The sequence below is a fragment of the Flavobacterium shii genome, assembly GCF_025847235.1.
GTDB classification, from domain to species: Bacteria; Bacteroidota; Bacteroidia; order Flavobacteriales; family Flavobacteriaceae; genus Flavobacterium; species Flavobacterium shii.
The window spans coordinates 50,949-77,106 of the sequence record NZ_JAOZEW010000011.1; the positions used below are offsets into that span (position 1 = coordinate 50,949).

Here is a 26,158-nt window from a genome sequence, read left to right on the forward strand (position 1 = left end):
TTATATCCAGACGGTAGCCAAATAAAAGGTTGTTTCATGACGAGGTTAATAATTAAAGGTAAGCTGAAAACTTTATAGAGTAAGCACGATTTTAAAATATACTTATGGAAAATTCTTTATTTAAAAAAGTGAAAATTGCTATTGATTACTGGTACATTCCATTACTAGTGGGAATACTTTTTGTTGGAATCGGAATTTGGTCTTTTATAACACCATTGGCGGCTTATTTAACCCTTGCATTTCTTTTTAGTATTTCATTTCTGGCGACTGGAGTTTTTGAGGTTATTTTTGCACTTTCAAATAGAAAAAAACTTGACAATTGGGGATGGACGTTAGCATCGGGGATTTTAGGATTGGTAGTAGGGATATTGCTTATTTCTAATCCGTTAATTTCTATTACAATACTTCCGTTATACGTAGGATTTGTAATTTTATTCCGTTCTATCATGGCGATAGTTATTGCTTTTGATTTAAAGAGTTATGGCGTTAAGGATTGGGGGAATCTTTTGTTTTTAGGAATACTAGGAATTATATTTTCATTCATATTATTATGGAATCCTATTTTTGCTGGGCTTTCATTAGTGTATTGGACTGCTTTTGCTTTTATTGCAATAGGTATTTTTTATATTTATTTCTCTTTCAAACTGAAAAAAATACATGATATCCCCGAAAAACTACATGAATTAAAAGATAAGCTCAATTCATAAAGAATACTGTTTTAGAGTATTAAAATAAATGACAGGAAAGCGGTTTTGAATTGGAGTATTTAATAAATCTTTAAAATCATTAGTTCATCATTCGAAATAAATGATTTTATGATTTCTTTTTTTTAAATCAGAATTTCAGCAATTTGTTTTGTGCTCTTATTGAATGTTTTTAAAATTATTACTTTTGGAGGAACTCCCTTTAAAAGTAATAATTTTTCAAAATCATCATCATGGGTGAGTATGGTGAAGTTATTTTGCCTTGCAAATTCCCAAATTTCTATATCTTTTGCAGGTTGATTTACGCTAGTAATATTCTGTGAATGAAAAGTGCCTGAAAAATCATTTTCAACAAGTTTGAGAATTCTCCATGAAATATTTGTATCAAGAAGTAATTTTATTAAGCTGCAATTATTTTTGTGATGTTTTCTCTATTTGCCGCAAAAGCTAGAGCGGCAAGAATATGCTCTTTTTTTAACTCGGGAAAATCTTCGATAATTTCATCATATGACATTCCGTTAGCAAGCCACGAAAGGATATCAGAAACACAAATTCGAGTTCCTGTAATAATAGGTTTGCCGAATCGGATGTCTGAATTTATAGAAATTAAATTTTGCCAGTTAGTATTTATAATTATTAAATTTATACAAATTTATAAAAATAAAGCGCTAATTTGCTTTAAAATAATTTTGATTGGTTACAAGGAATTATATCAATAAATAGATTAAAATGAAATACAACAGATGCGGAAAAAGCGGTTTATTATTACCGCAAATTTCTTTGGGATTATGGCATAATTTCGGTTCGGTAGATAATTTTGAAAATGGAGAAAGTATTATCAAAGAAGCTTTTGATAAAGGGATCACACACTTTGATTTAGCCAATAATTATGGACCGGTTCCAGGTTCTGCCGAAGAAAATTTCGGAAAAATATTGTGGCATAATTTTCAAGGAAATAGGCGCGATCAAATCGTAATTTCTACCAAGGCTGGTTACACCATGTGGGACGGACCTTATGGTGATTGGGGTTCTCGAAAATACTTATTATCGAGCTTAGACCAGAGTTTAAAACGAATGAAACTTGATTATGTAGATATTTTTTATTCACATCGTTTTGATCCCGAAACACCACTTGAAGAAACCATGATGGCCTTGGATTACGCTGTAAGAAGTGGAAAAGCATTGTACGCAGGAATATCCAATTATAATGCAGAACAAACCCGAGAAGCAACGGCAATTTTAAAACAATTGGGAACGCCTTGTTTAATTCATCAGGTTAAATATTCGATGTTTGTTCGCGAAGCCGAAGCAGGTTTACTAGATGTTCTGGAAGAAAAAGGAGTAGGATGTATTGCATTTTCGCCTTTGGCACAAGGACTTTTAACCGATAAATACTTGAAAGGGATTCCTGAAAATTCCAGAGCTTCAAATCCAAACGGACATTTACAACTCGAGGAAGTATCGGAGCAAAAAGTATTAAAGATTATTGCCTTGAACGAAATTGCTAAAAACAGAAACCAATCTTTGGCACAAATGGCACTGGCTTGGTTATTAAAAGACAACCGAATTACATCGGTTTTAATTGGAGCAAGTTCTGTAGGACAGCTAAATAATAATATAGATAGTTTGCAAAATCTTGATTTTTCTCAAGAAGAATTAAAAGCGATTGAAACTATTTTAGGATAGATTGTATTGTAGAGACGCGTTGTTGAGACTCACAGCAGTGCGTCTATTTTTGCGCGTCTCTACAATATTATTTTAATTTTGAATTATATTTTTTTACCATTTCCAGTGTTGATTTATCGCTCGAAAAAACGGTATTTAAACCTTGTGGTTCTTGAGGTGGATCGGCAGTAAAAGTATCGCCTGGATTCCATTTTCCGGTTTCGTTAACCGCTTTTCCTTCCCCGCCAAAACCCCAGAAATTTACCCCTTGTAAGGCTTCTTTGTTTTTATGACTTTCGACCAAACGGTCAAAGAAAGATTTGTAAAAAACATTTCGGTTATCGGGAGAACTCGTCGTTAACAAACTTTCATTTTCTCTAGGCAAGCCAAATTCTTCAATTACAATAGGCCTGTTCGATGCTTTTGCAATAGCAATATGTTCATTAATATAAATATTGGCTTTTTCTATAGCAATTGGCAAAGTATTTTGTGCATCTTCGGCTTTATACCAACCCCAATTTTTTGGCCAGATATGCATTGTTAGATAATCAATTTTAGGATTGGCATGTGTACGTTCAAATGTTGCTAAGTCATCATTCGAACCCGCTTTTCCTTCCGAACCCGTTGAAATCAAATGGTTAGAATCCAAGCTGTCAATTAAGTCCACAACATTATTTAACCAAAGCGTAAATGCCTTTTCATTTTCAACCGTTAAAACGCGAGGTTCATTGGCAATTTGCCATGCCATAATCGCAGGATCCTCGGTGTATTTTTTATTATTGTAGGCATTTGTTCTGCCTAAAATAAATTTAATATGATTTCTAAAACCTTCAATACAAGGCTCGCAACTATGATATTGGGCAACAAAACTCATAAATTGCGGCCAAGTATTCGGTTTTATATTCGGATTCGGAATTTTCCCGTAGCCGTTCCATTCCAAATATTGCGACATTCCGCCCGACCATTCCCAGTTATTATTCAGGTATAAAACAGCATACATTTGGCGTTTTCCCATCTCGGCAATCAGGTAATCCAAGCCGTCCAGCAAGTCCTCGTTATATTTTCCTTGTTCGTATTGTAAAGCAGGAGTTACAGTATAATCGTAGGTTCCACCTTCGGCACCGACCAAAATCCTCAAATTATCGATTCCGTTTTTCTTCATTAAATCAAGCTCACGAAGCAATCTTTTTCTGTCGCCAATTTTCTTAGAACCCAATAAACTTCCGTACCAATAATTGGTGCCAACATAAGAATAAGGTTTATCATCTTTAAAAAACTGAGTTCCTTTTACAGTGATTTTTGGTTGAGCCATACAAATTGAGGTTGCAAAAAATAGAGCGAAAGTAATTTTTGAAAGCATATTTTTCATGGTGTTTTTTATTAGGAGCTAATCCTGCTATTCGTTACAATCTTTCTTGTTTTAAAGAAAAACAAGAAAGGATTTCCACAGCTATCAGGGCTAGGAGATTTATCGTTAATAATGATTTCTTACTTTGGTAACTCATACATTTTTGGTAAAGTATTCATCAAAGCCGATTTTGATTTTGTTGTAAAACTTTTAAAATCACTTGCATTTGTAGCCGTTGCGTTTGGTACATAATAGGCATCTTTATTATTTGTCCAGAACATTACATAACTTACCTCGATATTATTCGAAGTTAAGGCGCTGTATAAAAATGTCGAAAACCAATTTGTTATAGGTGTATTAGAACTTGTAATTTGGTAACCAGTTTCGGTCATTGCAGCAATTTTAACTTTGGTTTTAGCCAAATCGGCTATAATTTTTAGTTTAGCATTTGCTTTATCGGCACCGGCTTGTCCTTGGTTATTAAAGTCTCCGTAATTATCAATTCCTAAAATATCTACATACGCATCGCCGGGATAACGACTTAAATAATTGGCTTCGGTAGTATAGGAGTTGTCTAGAGAAAAGGCATATAAAATATTATGAACGCCTTTGGTATTTTTTAAATAATCAACGGTAAACTGATAGGCAGTTTTATATTCTTCGGCAGTACAAAAATTAGCACCCCACCAAAACCAGCTTCCATCAAATTCATGAAATGGTCTGAAGATTATCGGAATTAATTCACCATTGACACCTTTTAAATTAGCAACTACACTGGCTACTTTGTCGAGTTTTTTCTTGTACCATTCGTGGTTTGCTCCATTAGGTAAAATACTTTTAAAAGCAGTATTTTTCTGTTCCATTGTCATATCGGCTGCATAAAAAGAATCCTCGTTATTCGGTTCTCTTAAATGCCAGCAAAAAGTGTTTATTATCCCTTTTGCGTAAGCGGATTTTACATCATCGGTAATCTTTTTCTCTTGCTGATAAAACCAATTATCACTTTGTTCATTATTGTTTTTATCTGTAATAAACATAAAATCCGAACCTAAAATTGCTGGGTCATTTCCTGTATTTTTTTTAATATCCGAGTCTCCACCTGCATCTTTATAAAACCCATTAAAGGCATCTTGTTGACCAATTGCAAATTTGGTTTTGGCTAGTTTTTTTAAGTTGTAAAACAAAGCAATCGTTTCTTTTGTTGCATTTTTATCTACCATATATGTGGCAACATTTGTAGTTGTAAGCGGGTCGGTATCTACAAGAACTGGCGGTACAACTACCGGATTTGTGTCGGTGTTATTATCCGAAGAACAACTTAATAATGCGAGAAATACGGTGCTTAAAAATGCTGTTTTAAGAAATGATTGTTTCATTATGTTTAGGATTTTATGCGATTAATTAATTCTATACAAGCACGACCGTTGTGATACGGACATTTCCAAAAACCAGCTTTGTCTTTTTCGATTAAACTATAATCTTTGTGAATTCCCCAATGCCATTCGCCATTTTTAGAATCAAGAATGTATTTCTTGATAAACCCCCAGTTTTTATAAACTACGTTCAGGTACTTTTCCTCTTCGGTAATTTCATACGTATTAAAGAAACCAATAAGTAATTCGGCTTGTGGCCACCAATGTTTTTCGGCAATTAATTCGTTGGTTTCAGGATCATATTCATACCATAAACCACCATCGGAATCAATACCTTCAAAGGTGGCATCTGTAAGTAGAACAGCATATTTCTTATAACGCGCAATAAGATTTTCATTTTCGGCTATTTTGGCACATTGCAATAAAAGCCAAGCTGCTTCGATATCATGTCCGTATGAAATAACATCTGGTTTTTCTTTCCAGTTTTCGTCAAAAAACAAACGTAAATGCCCTGTTTCGGTATTTATAAAATGGGTTTCTATAGTTTCCAATAATTCAATGATATCACTTTGTAAGGTTTTGTCTTTCCAAACTTTAAATAGGTTGGCATAAGCTTCTACGATATGCAAATGCGTATTCATTGTCTTTTTTTCGTTGGCATCTTTATCGCTCAAACGCAAGTCGGCGATAGATTTCCAATCTCTCGTAAAAGCTTCGTAATATCCTTTGTTTATTGGGTCGTAACTGTGTTTTTGAATTTCCAGATATAGATTTATAGCTATCTCCAAAGCTTTGTCGTCTTTGGAAATAGCATAATATTCGGATAATCCATAGATAGCAAAAGCCAAAGCATAAATCTGATTCTTAGTATCTTTTGGAGTAGTATCATAGTTGATGCTCCAAAACAAACCACCATATTCGGAGTCATAAAAGTATTCTGAAAGGTATTCAAAAGCTCTTTTTGCGATTTTTTTATGTGCTTCTTTTTGGGTAATCTGGTAACTGGATGAGAATGTCCATAAAATTCTTGCGTTTAATACAGAACCTTTATCTGCATTATCAATTATAATATCTTGATTGTTTATCTCACCGATGAATCCGCCATTTTTAGTATCAATCGTTTTTTTAGACCAGTACTTTAAAATGTTATCAAGTTCAGTCGATAATTCGGATTTAAGTTGCTTTAGTTTTACTGACACGGAATATTAAATTGCGTTGTTTTTATCTACTTGATTAATAATTGTATTTACAGATCCAGCCGAGATAAAGGTGTCTTCTGGAGTATTTAATACATAATCTACCAATTTATCTACAGTCGAAACGGCTACATGCATTCTAGTATCTGATGATGCATAATAAATAAAAATGGTTCCATCTTCTTTCTCAATCCAACCGTTTGAGAATAATACATTCGATACATCACCAACTCTTTCAATACCTTCTGGCCCCATAAAATGTCCTCCAGGAACATGAGTAACTTTGGCAATATCATGCAAATCGGTCATAAATATATATAGTGTATAGCGTAAGCCTGCTGCTGTATTTCGTACACCATGCGCGAGATGTAACCATCCTTTTTTGGTTTTTATAGGAGCTGGACCCAAACCATTTTTAAGTTCGTAAATAGTGTGGTATTTTTTACCAAAGATGATTTTTTCATCCTTTACAACAGGATTGTTCATGTCATCGATGTATCCAAGTCCGATTCCGCCACCGCTTCCTACATCTATAAATCCATCTTGCGGACGTGTATACAGAGCATATTTTCCATTTACAAATTCGGGATGTAATACCACATTACGCTGTTGTCCTGTATTCGAGATTAAATCTGGGAGTCTTTCCCAAATAATTAAGTCTTTGGTGCGCACAATTCCGGCATTTGCTATAGCAGAACTTGTATCATTTTTTGGCGCTTTTGGGTCTTTTCTTTCGGTACAAAAAATGCCGTAAATCCATCCATCTTCATGCCTTGTTAAACGCATATCATAGACATTGGTGTCTGGTTCTTCGGTTTGAGGTATCACGCATGGTTTATCCCAAAACTGAAAATTATCAACTCCATTTGGACTTTCTGCAATAGCAAAAAAAGATTTTCTGTCGATACCTTCTACACGAACGGCAAGAATGTATTTTCCGTTAAACTTCATCGCACCGGCATTAAAAGCGGCATTGATTCCGATTCTTTCCTGAAGAAAAGGATTTGTTTTTTCGTCTAAATCAAAACGCCAGTTAATAGGGGCATGAGCAGCAGTAACTACAGGATTAATGTAACGGGTGTAAATGCCATTTCCAACAATGGGTTGTGGCTCGTTTTTTAATTCCAAAAGTGTTTTTAATTCTTTTTCTAATTCCACTTTTCGTTCTTGAAACGTGGTTACGGATTTTATTGTAGTCATAAATATAATGTGCTATATCAAGTTTTAATTATTTATATAAGATTTCTTTTTTCGTTAAGATCTTGTTCAATTATTTGTAATTTCTCTTCGGTTAAAGGGTAAAACAGTATAAAAATGAAGGAGATTATTGCCGCTATGGCAGGAAGAATACTTAACATTAGCTGGATTCCGTTTTGTGTAACTGCCGTTTGTTCTACATTGGCCTGAAAGCCGTAATATCCCAATAGCCATCCTGTTGCAGCGCCACCAATTGTCCATCCAAATTTTTGAGACATCGAAGAAGCAGAGAATACTAGACCTGTTGCTCTACGACCTTGTTTCCACTCCGAGTAATCGGCGCTATCGGCATACATAGACCATATTAATGGGAAAATACAACCAGCGCAAATACTAATTAATACTTGAAATGTCATGATAAGGAATACGTCTTCTTTCCCGAAGAAATAGAAAACCAGGCTAAGAATTGCAGCCATAGCCATTGCGCCAAAGAAGGTTTTTTTCTTCCCGATTTTGTTTGCAATAGGGGTTGCAATAATAACTCCGATGATATTTGCGGCTTGTCCTAAAACCAAATAAATAGAAGTGGGTGTCATATGAAAAGGAGTTCCGAATAACGTGAAATCAAAGTTTACGGCACTGCTTACATAATATTTAAAATAGAAAACAGCTGCTCCATCACGGATTGAATTGAAGATTAAAGCACCAATTCCAGCACCAAGAAGTATCCACCAAGGTTTGTTTTTTAATAAATCTTTTAAGTCTAGTTTTAAATCGGTTTTTTCGTCGGAGATTGGTTTTACTCTTTCTTTTGTAAAGAAAAAACACCCCCAGAAAAAGGCAGTTGTAATAACTCCAAAAACAATGATGGTAGATAACCAACCGATTTTGGAATTTAAATTTCCTCCAAAATAATTTACTAAAGGCTCAATAAGCCAAAGTGCCAAAAGGCTTCCGCCAAATGCAAATACCATTCGATAAGAGGAAAGTGTATTGCGCTCTTTTCTGTCTGATGAGATTACTCCCAAAAGGGATGCATATGGTACGTTTATCAATGAGTATACCATCATCATTAAGGAATAGGTAACGTATGCATATATTATTTTGCCTTTTTCGTCAAAGTCTGGTGTATAAAAAGTAAGTATTCCGATTACGGCAAAAGGGATTGCCACCCAAAATAAATAAGGTCGAAATTTTCCCCATTTAGTTTTGGTTCTATCAGCAATGATTCCTACGATTGGGTCAAAACAAGAATCCCAAATTCGGGTAATTAAAAACATGGTTCCCACAACAGCAGGTGCCAATCCGAAAACATCGGTGTAGAAAAATAAGAGATACATACTGAAGATTTTCCAGAACATTGATGAAGCGGCATCTCCAAGACCGTAGCCTATTTTTTCTTTTAAACTAACTTTATTGTGCATTTGGTTATTGGTTTAGGTAATATGATTGTGGTATTTATTTTTTTGCTTTTTTGAGGTCTTTTTCGAATATGATCCTGTCAAGATTATAGAAATCAACAAAATCCGGTGCGCTTACTTGCCCTGGATATGGCGCGTAATAATGCATTTTTTGTTCTTTTTCCTGCCATCCGTGGTTACGCCAAACCAGTACGTATGATATTTTGTAATTGCCTATAGCTTGCATTAAAGTTTCTGTCCACCATTTGGCATAAGGGATTGCTTCGTAACCTGTTTCGGCAAAAGCCATTAATTTATGTTGTTCACGTGCTACTTCGTCCATAATCCTGAACTGATTTTGGCAATTTTCTACAAACGAATTATCTTTTAAAGGATCGTTATATTGGTATTTGTCAAAGCTTAAAATATCGACATAATCATATCCGGGATAATATTCCAAGAATTCTTCTTTAGTTTTAAAATCGGCTGTATTGTATACGTAAATTAGGTTATGAACTCCTTTTTTTTGAAAATAATTGATGGTAAATTTCCATAACGTTTTAAATTCTTCGGGACTTGCATTATTTTTACACCACCAAAACCAGTTGCCTGTAAGTTCGTGATAAGGTCGGTAAAGAATAGGAATACTTTTTCCTTTTTTATCTTTTAAAGACAATAAGAAAGTGGCAGCATTATCAAGCCATTTGGTGAATTTTTCATGATTGGCGCCATTTGGTAAAACCGATTCAAGTGATTTTGGAGTGATGTCCCAAGCATTTTTTCCAGTTAAAGGATTGTCAAAATGCCAGCTTATGGTAGTGATTCCGCCTCTTTGATTAGATTCTTCGATGTATTGTTTCATTTTGTTAAAAGGAATACCATCAATATTATTGGCTGCATTATTTTCTAGCCCTCCAAGATCCCAACCATAAACAGCGGGATAGTCTCCTGTAACATCTTTTACGTCACTTCGACCAGGCTCATATTTCCAATTTACACCATAAGCCAAGTCATCTTGATGTCCAAAAAGAATTCCTTTGGAAGAAAGTAAATGAAGCTTTTTGTAAAGTGCTACGGTTTCGAGTGTCGATTTTTTATCGGAAATTGATAAATTAGTATCACTTATTTTGGGTTGAGATGAACAATATGTTCCTATGAAAACGACTGAAATTAGAGTTAAAATGGTGTTTTTCATGTTTGTAAAATGATGTTTTGAGAATTTAAATAAAGAAAACTCAATTTTTAAATTGAATTTTATGTAGTAAATTTTCAATCTAGAATTAGGTATTATTTTCTGTTATTAATTATCAAAACTATAAAAAGATATTATATTAAAAATGATTACTATTTATTATTAATATTTTTTTTGAATAAATGGTAATTGTATTTTTCAAAGATAAACCGATGTTTGTCGTGTAATTAATATTATTTTATCAATTATATATCATATTATTGCAAACAAAAAAAATCTAACATTATATTTTAATAACCTATATAGATGAGTAATTCTAAAAATTTTTATAGAGAGATAGCGCCGCTTTCTTCAGGAGATAGTTTTTTGGTTTTTGATAGAGTTAAAGATAGTTTTGATTTTCCGGTGCATTATCATCCTGAGTTTGAGATCAATTTTATATTGAATGGGAAAGGGGTGAAGCGTGTTGTGGGAGATAATATTGAAGAAATTGATAATGTCGAATTGGTTTTAATTGGACCAAATTTATACCACGGTTGGGAACTGAATAAGTGTGCGAGTAAAAAAATACATGAGATTACGATACAGTTTCACAATGATTTATTTCACGAATCATTGCTTTCAAGACGTATTATGAATCCTATTCGGGATATGTTCAATCGCTCGATTCATGGGATTTTATTTTCTAAAAAAGTAGCCGAAGAACTTACACCAAGACTTGTTAAGCTGTCTAAACTGGATGGTATGGACTACTTTTTGGAAATTACTTCTTTATTATACGATTTGGCTAATTCTAGAAATCAACGATTATTATCTACTTATACGGTTGATTATGATACGTTTGACGATTATGATAAAATGAAGTTGGTTTATGAATATGTACAAAAACATTTTGCTGATAAAATTACATTGGAGGATGCTTCGAATGTTGCTAGTATGTCGAGTATTTCGTTTAACAGATTTATAAAAAAACGTACCGGAAAAACTTTTGTTAACTATATAAATGATATCCGTATTGGGTATGCTGCACGCTGGCTTGTAGAAAAAGATATGAGTGTTTCGGAAGTTGCTTTTAAATCGGGATTCAATAATATCGCCAATTTTAACCGCAGTTTCAAGGCGATTAAAAAATGTACACCAAGTCAATATAGAGAAGATTTCTCTGGCTTGAAGCGCATTTTGTAATAATACTTTTTTTGCACAATCAAATATTATTTATAGCGAAATCGTTTTATTTTTATGCGATTTACTATTTTATATTTATACTTTATGCGTCTTTTGCGTGGTTATATTGAGTATAATGTAAAATTTTATTGTTTTTATTTTCATATATGTTTTTTAAAGTTAAAAAAGTAAAAATATTATCATCAAATGATATAATACTATTAACATGATGATAACTTCTGTTATAGATTTGTTAAATAATTCAGAAAATAAATACCACACTCTTTATAATCCTGAATTACTAGCATTATAAATATCAAACTTTAACTAACTAAACATTTATTATGAAAAAACTATTGTCTAATTTTATTCATTGGAATGCCAACCATATAGCGGTTCCACTGATTTTAATCTTATTGCTGACCAGTAATTTTATTTCGGCTCAAACGAAAATAAAAGGTAAAGTATCAGATGAAAATGGTTTGACTATACCGGGAGCCAATATTTCTATTGTAGGTTCATCGAAGTCTGTTTCTACTGATTTTGATGGAAAATACGAAATTGAAGTACCTACTAATGCAACATTATTATTCTCTTTTATTGGATTTAATCCTCAAAAAATTGCAGTTTCTGGAAAAACGACAATTAATGTCACTTTAAAATCTACTTCTGAAGATTTAAAAGAAGTTGTTGTAATTGGGTACGGAACTCAAAAAAGGAGAGATGTAAATGGAGCGATATCTTCTGTTAAAGCTAAAGATCTGGAGAACTTAAAGCAAATTTCTGTAGATCAGATGCTTCAGGGTAAGGTTGCCGGGGTTTCTGTTACAAATAATTCTGGTGCGCCTGGAAGTGCAGCATCTGTAAGGGTTCGTGGAACTACTTCTATATCAGGGACTAATGAGCCTTTGTATATAATTGATGGTGTGCCGGTTTCGGGTGATGCAACGGGAAAATCGACTAGCGGGCAAACTTTGGTCGGTAAAGATGGATTTTCTTCTTCGGGAGGAAGTGGTAATAATGCAGTAAGCCCTTTATCTATGATTAATCCAAGTGATATTGAATCAATGGATATTTTAAAAGATGCATCTGCAACTGCTATTTATGGTTCTAGAGGAGCAAATGGTGTAATTATCATTACAACAAAATCTGGAAAAAAGGGGGCAGGGAAAATTTCATATGAAAACTCTACGTCTTTTAGTACCGTTACCAATAAATTAAATGTCTTAAACTTACAACAATATGCAACGTTAAAAACTAATTTGGCCAATTTATGGGGGAATCAAACGCGTCAGGAATTTTCTCATCCGGAATTGTTGGGACCAGGTACAAACTGGCAGGATGAAGTATATAGAACAGCAATTACAACGAATCACCAACTGTCTTTTTCCGGTGCCAAGGAGGGAACAAGTTATTACTTGTCTGGAAGTTACCTAAATAATGAAGGGACAATTATTGCTTCTGGATTAAAAAGATATACAGTAAGATTAAATTTAGATTCTAAAATAAAGTCATGGTTAAGAATTGGTGGGAATCTTACTGGTGGTATTACCAATGAAAAAGTTACGGTTAACCAAAGTTATTCCGGTTTAATTGCAAATACATTATTACAATCTCCAGATATACCCGTTAGAAATACCGATGGAAGTTTTGCAGGGCCTCCTACAACAGATCAAAGTGTAACGTACTACAATCCGGTTGGAGAAGCTTTGACTAGAGATAACCAATTGATTAGAAAGAATTTCTTAGGAAATATTTATGCAGAAGCTGAGTTGTTTACAGGTTTAAAATACCGTGTTGAGGTAGCTGCCAATACTGAATATTCTGAAAACAATGATTTTAGACCATCTTATGCTTGGGGATCACAAGTTAATCTTACAGCAGATTTAGATGTTAGAAATCAAAATTGGTATTCTACCAATATTAAAAATTTGCTAACTTATGATAAAACAATAGGGAAACATAAGTTTACGATATTATTAGGTCAGGAAGCAAATGATTCACATTGGGAAGGTCTTATTGCTTCGGCATCTGGATTTAAAACAAATTCCATTCATACTATAAACCTTGCCGATGTAGATAATAATAGGGTTACAGGTTATCAGGGAAGTGCTTCTATATCATCACTTTTTGCCCGTGTGATTTACGATTTCAATGATAAATACAGTATATCTGCTTCATCAAGAAAAGATACTTCGTCTAAATTTGATCCTACTACAGATAATCAATCTGGTGTTTTCAATGCAATTTCTGGTTCTTGGAGATTATCTAGTGAGTCTTTTATGGAGGGAACTCGCAAATATGTCGATAATATTAAATTCAGAATTGGATATGGAGAAACTGGGAATCAACAAATTCCTAATAATAGTTACTCGGCAATGTTAGCGGTTCAAAATTCCGGATTAGGAAGTGGTTTTTTACCCTCTAATTATCCAAATCCAAATTTAACTTGGGAATCTTTAAACCAGACTAACTTTGGTATTGATTTTACTATGTTGGATTCTAAATTATCTGCGAGCGTTGATTTTTATGATAAAAAATCAAAAGGATTTTTGTTTCAAGTGCCATTACCATTGTACTTAACTGGTGGAGGAGGACAATATGGAGGGATTTCTGCTCCTTATTCTAATCTTGGAACGATGAGTAATAAAGGATACGATATTACGGTAGGTTATGATACAAGAAGTAGTGGTAGTTTTAACTGGAATAGTTCATTGGTTGTTTCACATTACAAAAATAATTTGGATGAAATTGCAAATGGAATTGTATTAACACAGGAAGTTAACACTAACGGATATCAACCAGTAGTTGTTACTAATACCGTTATTGGAAATCCTATTGGTATGTTTTATGGTTATATCGCCGAAGGAATCTTTAAAGACCAAGCAACACTTAATGCGGCTCCAATCCAGTTTGGGCAAGCAGTAGGAACAGGTGCTGGACAGACTTCTTTGGGAGATGTTAAGTATAAAGATGTAAATGGCGACGGAATTATTGATGCAAAAGATAAAACCTTCATAGGGAATCCACATCCTAAATTCACTTTTGGATTTACTAATAACTTTAAATATAAAAACTTCGATTGTTCTGTGTTTTTGCAAGGTTCTTATGGTAATGATGTAATGAATTTAACCAAAAGAGCGGGTACAACAAATGCTTCATTGTATGATAATCAATTGGTTGATGCATTGGATTACTATTCAGATTCTAATACAGCAAGTAATAATCCAAGACCTATAGCAAATACCTCAAATAATAATTTATTAATATCTAGTCGTTACGTTGAGGATGGATCCTATTTGAGAATTCAAAATTTAACTTTAGGATATTCTTTGCCTCAGGATATAATATCCAAATATAAAATAACAAGAGTTAGATTATATGGTACGGCACAAAATCTATACACATTCACAAAATATTCTGGTTATGATCCTGAAATTGGTTCTTTTAATCAAAATGTGCTTTTGTCAGGTATTGATAATGGTAGATATCCAACTCCAAGAACTTTTTCTCTTGGGATTAATCTAGAATTTTAATTATAAAAAAACAGAAAATGAAAAGATTTTTTAAAACATATAAATGGTCTGGCTTATCGCTCATATTTTTATTTATGGGAATATCTTGTCAGGAAGATTTTACAAACAGACCCGCAGAAGATGGTATTAGTTTGGATTCTTATTATAGTACAAATGAACAGGTAGCATCGGCTACAAACGGGATGTACAGCAGAACCTGGTTTCAGATGTACAATAAATTTTGGTGGGCTCTAGAAGTAGGAGCAGGAAATATGTATTCCGGTTCACCAGATGTTGCTGGATTGAGAACCTTTTCGCTAAACGGTAGTGACGCAGAGTTAGTGAATGGTTGGTCTTCTTTATGGGCCAATGTGCAACAATCGAATATGATTATCAATTTCCTTGCTAGTAGAGTTGGACCTGGGGTAGACCAAGCTGTTTTGAGTAATACTATTGGAGAGGCTTATTTTTTAAGAGCGACAGCTTATTTTGATTTAGTAAGATTATGGGGACCAGTGCCTATTATCGAAAATCCATTAGATTATGCAAGTAATCCGTATATAAATACCAATACTGTCGATGATGTGTATAAACTAATAATAATGGATTACTTAAAAGCGATTGATTTATTAGCTGATAAAAATAGAGGTGCTAATTATGCGAATAATGGACATGTTTCTAAAGGTTCGGCAAAAGCATTTTTGGCCAAAGTATATCTGTATAGAAAAGATTATATCAATGCAAGAGCAATGGCAGAAAGTGTAATAAACAGTGGAGAATTTAAACTTTTAGGAGGTGATGAATTACCTTCAAAAAGCTTCGGGGATTTATTTACTTATTCTAATAATAATAACGAGGAATCTATTTTTGCGATACAATGGAAAGGTGATGGTAATTACGGCTCGGCAAACAACTGTAATACACAATTTGGATTTGCAGACGGAGGTTTGTCAACTTCTAATGCTTCTTATGCCGGAGTGTTTGGACCAAGTCAGGATATATTTAATTTATACACTGCTGGAGATAAAAGAGAACATGAAACGATTATGGTAGGTGGTGATACTTATCCAAATATAAAAACAACTGAAGGGATTGGTCTTACTGTGCCAACAAATAAGGATTTGGCTCAGGGTTCAGGCGGTGCTATTAAAAAATACTGTATTGGAGTTGTTAATGGAACTGTAACTGGTCCAACGGATTCTTGGGCAATGATGGACAATAATAGCTATGTAATGCGTTACGCTGAGTTATTATTAATTCATGCCGAGGCTATCTTAGCAGGTGGCGGTAGTACAAGCGATGCTGCAGCTTTAAGATCGATAAATGCGGTTAGAAAAAGAGCAGGTTTAACGACTGTTTCTTCATTTACATTTGATGATCTCTTTCTTGAAAGAAGAAAAGAATTATGTTTTGAAGGTGATTATTGGTTTGATTTAGGACGTATTGATAAAACAAAAGCTATCGATATTATGTTTGCTCAAAATCGAGGAGATAGAAATGCAGCTCAACATTTTAAACCTATTTATAGTGAAGATCATGCTGCAAATGATTTTTATATGGATTATCCGGATAATGAAGTGGCGAAAAACCCAAAATTATTGGATCCACCAGTTCCTTATACTTTTAAATAATTATTAAAATTTTAAATATTATGAAAAATTTAAAAATAAAGTATCTATTGAGTTCTCTTGCGATTGCTCTGTTATTTGTAGGTATGTTTTCTTCTTGCGATAGCGATAGCTCCGATGGTTCAGATAATTTAGCAATCAAGAGCGTAAGTAAATCCGTAGCAGGAGATTTAATTCCAGTTACCCAAGGCGATCCTAATAATTATTATATAATTAGGGGGTCTGGTTTTTTATCTGTTCAAAAAATATATTTTAATGATTTTGACACTTATTTTAATCCTGTTCTGGTTACCGATACAGAGATTTTTGTATTGATAAATGAGAAAACCCCATACGCAAATGCTAGTAATAAATTAAAGATCGTTACCAAAAGCGGAACGGTTTCATACGATTTTGTAGTAGCTCCACCATCTCCAAGAGTAGATAGTTATAATTCTATTAATGCAGCTGCAGGTGATGTTGTAACTGTTTATGGAGATTATTTCTTAGATCCTATAGTTAAAGTAGGAACAGAAAATGTATCGATAATTTCTTCTTCATTAACCGAAATTAAATTCAAGATGCCGGCTAATGCAACCGATAAGTATGTAACGGTTACTAATATCTCGGGTTCTGCTGTAGCTCTGGAGGCAATAGGTTCTGCGCTTTATGATGACATATTGCAGGGAGATGCCGGACATTCGTTGTGGAGTGCTGCCGATACTTTTGACACCGCTTTTGCCGATGATAAAGTGCAAGGATTGGTGTCTGTTAAATTTATATTTGGAGGATGGAATGGTGCAGATATGAAATTTACGCCTAGAGATGTTACAAAATATAAAGCATTTAGAGTAAAAGTTAAAAGTATTTCTACAAATGCAAATGCAAGTATAACATTTGTTTTTGGCGGATGGGCATATCAGGTAAAAAAAGCGCTAACGAACAAGTGGACAACCATTGAAATCCCATTTTCGGATATTGGAAATCCTACCACTTTTGATCAATTAACACTTCAGGAGTCGGGCAATTTTGGTGGAAACACAATTCTTATGGATGACATGGGGTTTGTATTGAAATAATAGCAACATAAGCTATTTGTATTGAGTTTTTGTTTGTAAGTATTCCCTAATCCCTAAATTAGGGAATACTTTTTTATAATTATAAATTTAAAAAATGAAAAAAATAGTCTTCACATTATTAGCCTTGAGTTTGTTTACTTTGGGATTTAGTCAGGGGAATACACATACGCAAGGTGCCGGTAAGTTTGAAGGTCTGGCTATGACACCACCGATGGGATGGAATTCATGGAATACTTTCGAAACAAATATCGATGAGAAATTAGTAAAAGAAACTGTCGATATTATGGTTTCATCGGGAATGGCTGCTGCAGGATATAATTATATAGTTCTCGATGACGGCTGGATGACCAAAGAACGCGATAGCAATGGAGATTTAGTGCCAGATCCAATTAAATTTCCTGGCGGAATGAAAGTATTAATAGATTATGTGCATAGTAAAGGCCTGAAATTTGGTTTGTATAATTGTGCCGGAACACAAACTTGCGCGGGTTATCCAGGAACTCGTGGTTATGAATACCAAGATGCACGTTTTTATGCAAAACTAGGAATAGATTTTCTTAAATACGATTGGTGCAATACACAGGGAATTACTGCCAAAGAAGCATATACAACTATGAGTAATGCATTGAAAACGGCTGGTAAACCAATTGTTTTTAGCATTTGTGAGTGGGGAGATAATCAACCATGGGAATGGGGTAAACCAGTTGGAAATCTTTGGAGAATCTCGGGAGATATTTACCCATGTTTTGATTGTGAATATAAACATCCGGGTAATTGGTCGTCTTGGGGATTTATGAAAATAATCGAAATGCGAAAAGACATTCGTAAATATTCAGGTCCGGATCATTGGAATGATTTTGATATGATGGAAGTAGGTGACGGAATGACAAATACCGAAGACAAAGCCCATTTTGCAATGTGGTGTATGATGGCATCTCCATTAGTTGCTGGAAATGATTTTAGAAAAATGGCGAAAGAGACATTGGCAATTTTAACCAATAAAGAGCTTATTGCTGTAAATCAGGATAAACTAGGGATTCAGGGTTTTAAATATTCGGCAGAAGATGGACTTGAAGTTTGGGTAAAACCATTATCTGATGGGAATTGGGCAGTTACTTTCTTGAATAGAAGTGATGTTGCTAAGAAGATAAATTTCGATTGGAAAAAAAATACAATAAAAGATACCGATTTTAATTTGGAAGCCGATTTTAATAAAACAATATTCAAGATAAAAGATCTTTGGAAAAATAAAGAAGTTGGAAATACTAAAAAAGTATTCACTGCTGATATTGCTTCACATGATGTAATTACATTAAAATTAATCCCTTAATTGAATAAGATATGGATTTAAAATCTAAATTTTTTGCAATCATATTACTGCTTTTTTATTGTGTCTCGAATGCGCAATTTGTGAAAAAACATGGGCAGCTTAGTGTTCAGGGAACTCAATTGGTTGATAAAGATAAAAACCCAATTGTACTACGCGGAATGAGTTTTGGCTGGCATAGTATGTGGCCAAGATTTTATAATGAAAAAGCTGTTGAATGGCTTAAAAAAGATTTTAAATGCACCATCGTTCGTGCTGCGCTGGGTATTGAGGAAGGAGCCAAATCTTATAATAAAGAACCTCAATTCTCCAAAGAAAAGATTAAAGCAGTGGTTGACGGAGCTATAAAATCGGATATTTATGTAATTATTGATTGGCATAGCCATAATATTAATCTTAAAGAAGCTACAGTGTTTTTTGATGAGATGTCTAAAACCTATGGTAAATACCCAAATATTATTTATGAGATTTTTAATGAACCCGATTATGAAACCTGGCCAGAAGTAAAAGCATATTCAGAAGAAGTGATAAAAGTAATTAGGGCCAATGATCCTGATAATATCATTCTTGTTGGTTCACCACGTTGGGATCAGGATGTTCAGCTTCCAGCAGCCGATCCTATAAAAGGATATGATAACTTAATGTATACAATGCATTTTTATGCTGCAACTCATGAGAAATGGCTGCGTGATAGAACCGATGAAGCTATAAAAAGGGGATTACCGATTTTTGTTTCTGAATCTGCAGGAATGGAAGCAACAGGCGATGGACCTTTAAATTATGTTGCTTGGCAGGAATATATAGACTGGATGGAATCTAGAAAAATAAGTTGGATTACATGGTCAGTTTCCGATAAGGATGAAACATGTTCTATTCTTCAAAAATCAGCTAATTCAGACGGAAATTGGAAAGAAAAAGATTTAAAAGAGTCAGGAATTAAGGTTCGTGAATTTTTACGAAAGTATAATACCGAAAAATAGACTTTTAGTTTAAAATAAGAATCCCAATCTGAATTTTCAGATTGGGATTCTTTATTGTTTTTTGGCTTAAGCCAAATAAAATTATTTCTTTCTGGTAGGTTTTACTTCTACATCAAAAATACCTGGAATTGCAGTTAACTCAACAATTTTTACAATAACATCTGTTGCTTTTTGCATACTCTCTACAGGAACATATTCATATTTACCGTGAAAGTTATGTCCGCCTGCAAAGATATTTGGACAAGGTAATCCTTTGTATGATAATTGAGAACCATCTGTTCCACCTCTAATTGGTTTGATTAATGGTTTTATATTTAATTCTTTCATTGCTTTTTCGGCAATGTCAACAATATGTTTTACAGGTAAAACCTTTTCTTTCATATTGTAGTATTGATCATGTATCTCTACAATTACGATTGGTTCTCCGAATTGCTTGGCAAATTTGCGATTGATTTTCTTTGCAATTCTCTCAATCAATTTTTTACGTCTTTCGAATCTTTTAGAGCTATGATCTCTAATGATAAGTTCTAAAACTGTTTCTTCGATGCTTCCTGTTAAATGATGTACGTGAAAAAAACCTTCGTAGCCTTTAGTTTCTTGTGGAGTTTCTCCTTTTGGTAATTCATTGATAAACTCATTTGCAATAAGCATAGAGTTAATCATTTTACCTTTGGCATAACCAGGATGCACGCTTTTTCCTTTAAAAGTGATTTTTGCACCAGCAGCATTAAAATTTTCATACTCAAGTTCACCAATCTGGCTTCCATCCATGGTGTAAGCCCATTCGGCACCAAATTTATCTACATCAAAATGATGTGCTCCACGACCAATTTCTTCATCGGGTGTAAAACCAATTCTAATTTTTCCGTGTTTAATGTCTGGGTTTTTAATCAAGAATTCCATTGCGGAAACAATTTCTGTAATTCCGGCTTTATCATCAGCACCTAATAGAGTAGTTCCGTCGGTGGTAATTAAGGTTTGTCCTTTATATTGTAATAAATCTTTAAAATAGCCAGGGGATAAGATGATGTTTTGCTCCGCATTTAATACAATGTCTTTACCATCATAATTAGGGATAATTTGAGGTTTTATATTGGCTCCCGAAAAATCTGGAGAGGTATCAAAATGAGAAATAAAACCAATAGTTGGAACAGTATGTTCTACATTACTTGGTAAAGTAGCCATGATATAAGCCTTGTCATCTATAGTAACATCCTGCATGCCGATACTCTTTAGTTCTTCGACAAGTTTATTGGCAAGATCCCATTGTTTTGCAGTACTTGGTGTGGTTTGTGAATTTGGATCAGACTCTGTATCAATTGTTACATAACTAATAAATCGATCTATGATATGTTGCATTTTTATTTTTTTAAGCAACAAATATAGACAAATTTTTTAGCTGTATTATTTTAGAGTATCACAACCTGATTTAAACAAAAAAAAGGATTCTGTTTAAGTAGAATCCTTTTCGTGTTAATTTTATTTTAGATGCTCTTCACACATCTAAAACCTAGATGGTTTGCTGCTGATCGTACTTCTCCTTTTCCTCTGGTTCCTACCATATATCGGGTACAATATTGATCGGTACATAGAAAAGAACCGCCACGATGTACTTTTTTTAGTTGTCCCGGTTCAGATGGGTCATTACTTGCGTCTGGTCCTTGTGGGTTTTTAGCAACATTCCCATTTTCGGCTAATGATTTATAGTAATCTACGCTGTACCAATCATTAACCCATTCCCAAACATTTCCTGCCATGTCATATAATCCATAATGATTTGGTGCAAATTGTGCAGTTGGAGCAATTCCTTTAAAGCCGTCTTCTCCAGTATCGCCATCTTTAATAGGGAAATGCCCTTGATATATATTTGCCTGAAATTTCCCTTTTGGTTTTAATGTGTTTCCCCAAGCATATAGTTCTCCGGTTTTTCCTCCTCTTGCTGCAAATTCCCACTCGGCTTCACTAGGAAGTCTTTTGCCAGCCCATTTTGCGTAAGCGGCAGCATCTTCGTAAGCGATTTGTACCACAGGGTATTTTTCTTTTCCTTTTATAGTACTTTCTGGACCTTCTGGGTGTTTCCAATCTGTTCCGCCAACATATGACCACCATTGCAGGAAGTTATTTAAGTTTACAGATGTTGGTGTAGGAGTAAATACGACCGATCCGGTTACTAAATCTTCTTCGTTGGCAGTAGGGAATTCTTCTTTAGTAGGTTTTTGTTCGGCAACGGTTACATAACCAGTTGCTTTTACAAATTTCTCGAATTGTTCATTGGTAACTTCAGTTTGATCCATCCAATAACCATCTACGTATACGCGATGTATTGGAGCAGCATCCTTGGTAACACCTTTTATGCTGCATAAACTTTCGTCGGCAACGTTGCTTCCCATAGAGAATTCTCCACCCGGAATCCAAACCATCCCTTCTGGAGCTTTGGATGGTGCCGATTTTTTATTAACTATAGTAGGTTCAAATTTAGATTCGGATGATACCATTTGAACTTCGTTGCAATCTTGAGTTGTTTTTTCTCCAAGTGGTTTTATAAATTTTGTATAACCAAAGCTAATAAATAGAATACCAGTGGCTATTATTCCAAATAACCAATATTTGTTTATTTTTTTCATTAGTTCGACTATTTTTGTATAGTTTTTATTTTAAGGAATAAAATTACAATAAAAAACTTAAAAGCGATTAAATTATTTAAACTGTTTTATATAAAACTAATGCATTTTGGCATATTATAATTAAATTTGCAGCCACAAAAACAACAACACACTTATGTATAAATTGCTTATTCGTCCGATACTTTTTTGGTTTGATCCTGAAGAAGTCCATTATTTTACTTTTTCATTTGTTAGATTTATTTCAAAAATACCAGGAGTTTCATCGATTATAAAAATGATTTATAAAGTAAATGACCCTCGTTTAGAGCGTGAAGTTTTTGGGATAAAATTTAGTAATCCGGTTGGTCTTGCTGCAGGATTTGATAAAGATGCCAAATTATACAAAGAACTTTCAGATTTTGGTTTTGGATTTATAGAAATTGGTACCGTTACGCCAGTTGGTCAGGAAGGGAATCCTAAAAAGAGATTATTTCGTTTAAAAGAAGATCAGGCAATTATTAATCGAATGGGATTTAATAACGGTGGAGTTATTGAAGCTGTAGAGCGCTTGAAGCAAAATAAAGGCGTTTTAATAGGAGGAAACATTGGTAAAAATAAAATTACTCCAAACGAAAATGCAGTTGATGATTATGTTATCTGTTTCGATGCTTTATTCAGTCACGTTGATTATTTTGTTGTGAATGTAAGTTCTCCAAACACACCAAATTTAAGAGCTTTACAAGATAAAGAGCCATTAACACAATTGTTGCAAACGTTACAGAATAAAAATCTAACACATGCAAAACCAAAACCTATTTTATTAAAAATCGCCCCGGACTTAACCAATGAGCAATTATTGGATATTATAGACATTATTAAAACGACACAAATTGCAGGTGTAATTGCAACTAATACGACTATTTCCAGAGATGGATTACAATCGGTAAATAAAGAAGAAATGGGAGGCTTATCGGGGAAACCTTTGGCCCAAAGATCTACCGAAGTAATTCGTTTTCTTTCTGAAAAAAGCAACAAAGCATTCCCGATTATTGGAGTAGGAGGAATACATTCGGCTCAAGATGCTATCGAAAAACTAAATGCTGGAGCAAGTTTGGTACAGTTATATACCGGCTTTATTTACGAAGGCCCAGCTTTGATAAAAGCCATAAATAAAGAAATCTTAAAGAGTTTGTAAAAGCATTATTTGGGCAATTAAGCCTGTAAGTAATGCGATCCCAAAGCTTAATAATGTTCCGATAAGAACATATTCTGTAAGTTTACGGTCTTTGGCCTCCTTTAAATCTCCAAATCTAAAAATAGATTTTGCTGCCAATAAAAAACCAATGGCTTCAAAATGTCCGGTTACAATAAAACAAAATACAAATAGACGTTCTAGTATGCCAATGTAATTTCCTGCATTGGCAAGAGAATCGTTGGTTCCATCTTTATTTTCGGGAGTCCAAATCGAGATGAGGTTTTTGATGCAAATAGAAGTTGGTTTGGTTAAAAATAAAATACCCGTTAGTATAATCCAGAATTGACTATTAAGCCAAAGTAAATCTATTTTTTGTTGATTGTATAAGAGTGCAATTGTAACTAAAACGATGAGATGTGCTATTTGATCACCAATAAACCATGCTCTTTTATTGCTGTTTTTCTGAAAATGAAGTTTTGTAAAGTCGATAAATCCATGAGTAATTGCCAGTAAAAGTGCATACCATCCAAAGGATAATTCCCCAACTAGAATCCAGGTTAAAATACCATGTAAAGCTGCATGTATATATAGGTAAATACTTTTTTGTTTTTTAACTTCTTTATCTGCAACCCATTTGTTAGGTTGGAATATAAAATCACCGAGTAAATGAGCCAAGAATAATTTTACAAATAGTATCATAGAGTAATTTCTTTTATTTGGGATCTAAAATAACGATCTAAATCCATCATTAAATCATATTGTGCACGTTTTTGTCTTCGGCTTACAGCAGCTTGATTAATGCCTAATTTTATACCGATTCCTTCCTGTGATAATGTTGGATTCTGAACTGCAATTACTATAAATTTTGCTGAAGGAACCAACCAATTATCCATAAAAGTCAGACTTAAACGTAGCATTAAATTAAGCTTTGTATCAAAATCAAGATTTCCGGATTTTAATGCCAAAGTTGTTTTTTGCTTTTTTAAAGTTTCAAAAAGTTCTCCGGAATTTATGAAAGCAGTTCCGTTACTTTCGGATATTTTTTTTGCTGTATAGGTCTTATCTCCAAAACCAATACTCATTCTGGCATCCAGTTTTATAGATCTCAAATAGGCTTTTATCAATAAAGTTGTTAATAGAGCTTCTTCAGGATTTTTGATTTCTATCTGGAATTCATCACCACGATAAATTTCCCATTCGCTCGGATTCTTGCCAAATTGGGAGAATAGTTTTTTTAAACTCTCAATCCAATCTTTGGATTTTAGTTGTCTGGAACCTATAATATCTCCTGTGATTACACTTATCATATTCAAATATAATTAAAAATTAAATAACAATTTTGTTTCAATTTGCTCCCTTAGCTTTAGTTCATCTATCAAATAACTTTGTATTTGACTTCGCTCAGGAAGGCATATCTTGATTGTTTTTGTTATACTTTATGTTGTATCAGGCTGAGCGTTTCGAAACTTCGGGAGAAGTCTGTACTTAGTATAGATTGTAAACGTCATGATTCTTCATTTCGCTCAGGATAATAATATTACAAATATAAGGAATATTTTTAATTATTACGTTTTTATGTAATATTTGTATTTATTACAATTTTGTGTAATAAAATAAACGGAGAAGATATTTTTTATTTATATAAAAAAGACAGTAACTTAGCGTTTAGAAACTGAGTAGCTTTGAGTAAAGAAATTAAGATTATCGAATGTCCACGAGATGCCATGCAAGGCATTAAAACATTTATTCCTACTAAGAATAAGGTTTCTTATATACAGTCTTTATTGCGAGTAGGTTTTGATACTATTGACTTTGGAAGTTTTGTTTCTCCAAAAGCAATTCCACAGATGCAAGATACTGCTGCGGTTCTGGCGCAATTAGATTTGTCACAAACAACCAGTAAGTTATTGGCGATTATAGCAAATACACAAGGAGCCGAAATGGCTTCCGAACATAAAGAGATTCAATATTTAGGATTTCCATTTTCTATATCCGAGAATTTTCAAATGCGGAATACGCATAAAACAATTGCCGAATCGATAATTACACTCCGCGAAATATTAGAAATAGCCGATAAAAAGAATAAAGAAGTAATCACATATCTCTCGATGGGATTTGGAAATCCGTATGGAGATCCTTGGAGCGTTGAGATTGTTGCAGAGTGGACAGAGAAACTTTCCAAGATGGGAGTTAAGACACTTTCACTTTCGGATACAGTGGGAAGTTCAACTCCGGATATTATTACCTATTTATTTTCGAATTTAATCACACAATACCCCGAAATCGAGTTTGGTGCACATTTGCATACCACACCCAATACTTGGTTCGAAAAAATTGATGCTGCTTTTCATGCAGGTTGCCGGCGTTTCGATGGTGCAATTCAAGGCTTTGGAGGTTGTCCTATGGCCACCGATAAGTTAACCGGAAATATGCCCACAGAAAAAATGGTGTCTTATTTTACAGCACAAAAGCAAGATACCAATATAAGAGCTATGAGCTTTGAAAGCGCTTATAATGAAGCTTCGAAATTATTCGGAGCTTATCATTAATCAATCATTAATTCCTTTTTTAAAGTAATAAGTTGCAATTGTAAAACGTTGTAAGTATTACATC

22 protein-coding genes are annotated in these 26,158 nt (G+C 33.8%); 10 read left to right on the forward strand and 12 right to left on the reverse strand.

Going from position 1 to position 26,158, the window contains the following annotated elements:
- Positions 1-104: 104 nt before the first annotated feature.
- Complete coding sequence (locus tag OIU83_RS11490) at positions 105-707, forward strand: HdeD family acid-resistance protein (RefSeq protein ID WP_264206399.1); 603 nt, start codon at positions 105-107, stop codon at positions 705-707.
- A gap of 122 nt (positions 708-829) precedes the next feature.
- On the opposite strand, the gene OIU83_RS11495 is transcribed toward OIU83_RS11490, so the two are convergent.
- Complete coding sequence (locus OIU83_RS11495; protein ID WP_264206504.1) at positions 830-1,105, reverse strand: DUF5615 family PIN-like protein; 276 nt, start codon at positions 1,103-1,105, stop codon at positions 830-832.
- Complete coding sequence (locus OIU83_RS11500) at positions 1,105-1,356, reverse strand: DUF433 domain-containing protein (protein ID WP_319005354.1); 252 nt, start codon at positions 1,354-1,356, stop codon at positions 1,105-1,107. The genes OIU83_RS11495 and OIU83_RS11500 overlap by 1 nt, the downstream gene beginning before the upstream one ends.
- A gap of 77 nt (positions 1,357-1,433) precedes the next feature.
- Here OIU83_RS11500 and OIU83_RS11505 point away from each other — a divergent pair, with 77 nt between their 5' ends.
- On the forward strand, positions 1,434-2,390 hold the full coding sequence (locus OIU83_RS11505) for an aldo/keto reductase (protein ID WP_264206400.1): 957 nt from the start codon (positions 1,434-1,436) through the stop codon (positions 2,388-2,390).
- Positions 2,391-2,457: 67 nt separating this feature from the next.
- Here OIU83_RS11505 and OIU83_RS11510 read toward each other — a convergent pair whose 3' ends face one another.
- From OIU83_RS11510 to OIU83_RS11535, 6 genes are all read right to left on the reverse strand, one after another.
- Positions 2,458-3,738 carry a glycoside hydrolase 5 family protein gene (locus OIU83_RS11510; protein WP_264206401.1) on the reverse strand — a complete coding sequence of 427 codons (1,281 nt, stop codon included), beginning with the start codon at positions 3,736-3,738 and terminating at the stop codon, positions 2,458-2,460.
- Between the two features lie 119 nt (positions 3,739-3,857).
- Positions 3,858-5,093, reverse strand: coding sequence for a glycoside hydrolase family 26 protein (locus tag OIU83_RS11515; RefSeq protein WP_264206402.1), 1,236 nt, complete (start codon positions 5,091-5,093; stop codon positions 3,858-3,860).
- A gap of 5 nt (positions 5,094-5,098) precedes the next feature.
- Positions 5,099-6,289, reverse strand: a complete 1,191-nt coding sequence (locus OIU83_RS11520; protein ID WP_264206403.1) for an AGE family epimerase/isomerase — start codon at positions 6,287-6,289, stop codon at positions 5,099-5,101.
- A gap of 6 nt (positions 6,290-6,295) precedes the next feature.
- A complete protein-coding gene (locus OIU83_RS11525) occupies positions 6,296-7,486 on the reverse strand; it encodes a glycoside hydrolase family 130 protein (RefSeq protein WP_264206404.1) in 1,191 nt (396 codons plus the stop codon).
- Between the two features lie 32 nt (positions 7,487-7,518).
- Entirely contained in the window at positions 7,519-8,907 is a 1,389-nt protein-coding gene (locus tag OIU83_RS11530; RefSeq protein ID WP_264206405.1) for an MFS transporter, read from the reverse strand.
- Positions 8,908-8,941: 34 nt separating this feature from the next.
- A complete protein-coding gene (locus OIU83_RS11535; RefSeq protein ID WP_264206406.1) occupies positions 8,942-10,078 on the reverse strand; it encodes a glycoside hydrolase family 26 protein in 1,137 nt (378 codons plus the stop codon).
- A gap of 303 nt (positions 10,079-10,381) precedes the next feature.
- On the opposite strand from OIU83_RS11535, the gene OIU83_RS11540 reads away from it, so the two are divergent.
- The 6 genes from OIU83_RS11540 (at position 10,382) to OIU83_RS11565 (ending at position 19,747) form a co-directional block, all read left to right on the forward strand.
- Positions 10,382-11,260 (forward strand): AraC family transcriptional regulator, encoded by an 879-nt coding sequence (locus tag OIU83_RS11540; RefSeq protein WP_264206407.1) that lies wholly within the window; start codon positions 10,382-10,384, stop codon positions 11,258-11,260.
- A gap of 323 nt (positions 11,261-11,583) precedes the next feature.
- Entirely contained in the window at positions 11,584-14,775 is a 3,192-nt protein-coding gene (locus OIU83_RS11545) for a SusC/RagA family TonB-linked outer membrane protein (protein WP_264206408.1), read from the forward strand.
- 17 nt (positions 14,776-14,792) lie between these two features.
- A complete protein-coding gene (locus OIU83_RS11550; protein WP_264206409.1) occupies positions 14,793-16,385 on the forward strand; it encodes a RagB/SusD family nutrient uptake outer membrane protein in 1,593 nt (530 codons plus the stop codon).
- Positions 16,386-16,405: 20 nt separating this feature from the next.
- Positions 16,406-17,440 (forward strand): IPT/TIG domain-containing protein, encoded by a 1,035-nt coding sequence (locus OIU83_RS11555; RefSeq protein ID WP_264206410.1) that lies wholly within the window; start codon positions 16,406-16,408, stop codon positions 17,438-17,440.
- A 94-nt stretch (positions 17,441-17,534) separates the two neighbouring features.
- The gene (locus OIU83_RS11560) at positions 17,535-18,770 is read left to right on the forward strand and encodes a glycoside hydrolase family 27 protein (protein WP_264206411.1); all 1,236 of its coding nucleotides are present in this window, start codon (positions 17,535-17,537) and stop codon (positions 18,768-18,770) included.
- Between the two features lie 11 nt (positions 18,771-18,781).
- Complete coding sequence (locus OIU83_RS11565; RefSeq protein ID WP_264206412.1) at positions 18,782-19,747, forward strand: glycoside hydrolase family 5 protein; 966 nt, start codon at positions 18,782-18,784, stop codon at positions 19,745-19,747.
- 81 nt (positions 19,748-19,828) lie between these two features.
- On the opposite strand, the gene pepT is transcribed toward OIU83_RS11565, so the two are convergent.
- Together pepT and OIU83_RS11575 are read right to left on the reverse strand one after the other, a co-directional pair.
- Positions 19,829-21,106: a peptidase T gene (gene pepT / locus OIU83_RS11570; protein WP_264206413.1), complete on the reverse strand. Its 1,278-nt coding sequence runs from the start codon at positions 21,104-21,106 to the stop codon at positions 19,829-19,831.
- Between the two features lie 125 nt (positions 21,107-21,231).
- Positions 21,232-22,371: a formylglycine-generating enzyme family protein gene (locus OIU83_RS11575; RefSeq protein WP_264206414.1), complete on the reverse strand. Its 1,140-nt coding sequence runs from the start codon at positions 22,369-22,371 to the stop codon at positions 21,232-21,234.
- Between the two features lie 154 nt (positions 22,372-22,525).
- Between OIU83_RS11575 and OIU83_RS11580 the strand changes: the two genes are divergently transcribed.
- On the forward strand, positions 22,526-23,545 hold the full coding sequence (locus OIU83_RS11580) for a quinone-dependent dihydroorotate dehydrogenase (RefSeq protein WP_264206415.1): 1,020 nt from the start codon (positions 22,526-22,528) through the stop codon (positions 23,543-23,545).
- Here OIU83_RS11580 and OIU83_RS11585 read toward each other — a convergent pair.
- Positions 23,531-24,244, reverse strand: coding sequence for a DUF3307 domain-containing protein (locus OIU83_RS11585; RefSeq protein WP_264206416.1), 714 nt, complete (start codon positions 24,242-24,244; stop codon positions 23,531-23,533). The two genes, OIU83_RS11580 and OIU83_RS11585, sit on opposite strands and share 15 nt — an antisense overlap.
- A complete protein-coding gene (locus tag OIU83_RS11590; RefSeq protein WP_264206417.1) occupies positions 24,241-24,852 on the reverse strand; it encodes a hypothetical protein in 612 nt (203 codons plus the stop codon). The genes OIU83_RS11585 and OIU83_RS11590 overlap by 4 nt, the downstream gene beginning before the upstream one ends.
- Before the next feature lie 375 nt (positions 24,853-25,227).
- Between OIU83_RS11590 and OIU83_RS11595 the strand changes: the two genes are divergently transcribed.
- On the forward strand, positions 25,228-26,094 hold the full coding sequence (locus OIU83_RS11595) for a hydroxymethylglutaryl-CoA lyase (RefSeq protein ID WP_264206418.1): 867 nt from the start codon (positions 25,228-25,230) through the stop codon (positions 26,092-26,094).
- The last annotated feature ends 64 nt before the right edge of the window (positions 26,095-26,158 follow it).